Consider the following 230-nt stretch of genomic DNA (forward strand, 5'->3'; position numbering starts at 1 on the left):
TTTCGTGACTTCATCGTGATCAGCGCCGCGTGGCGTGATCTGATCCGCGCGCGCTATAATGGCCGTGTCGACATCACCGACGAAGAGGTCGACCGCGCCCTTGGCAGCAGCCGGGGCAACAATGGCCTGCGCGTGCTTTTGTCCGAGATCATCATCCCCGCCCCGCCGCAAAACGCCGATCAGGTGAATGCGCTGGCCGAGCGGATCGCGCAGAGCCGGACTGAGGCTGA

Annotated in this window: 1 pseudogene; it reads left to right on the forward strand. The window is 63.9% G+C overall.

What is annotated here, in order from left to right:
* Window positions 1-230 (forward strand): annotated as a pseudogene (locus tag A3722_RS11965) (peptidylprolyl isomerase); the annotation flags it as partial.

Origin of the sequence: Sulfitobacter sp. HI0027 (genome assembly GCF_001634775.1) — a bacterium.
GTDB lineage: Bacteria > Pseudomonadota > Alphaproteobacteria > Rhodobacterales > Rhodobacteraceae > Sulfitobacter.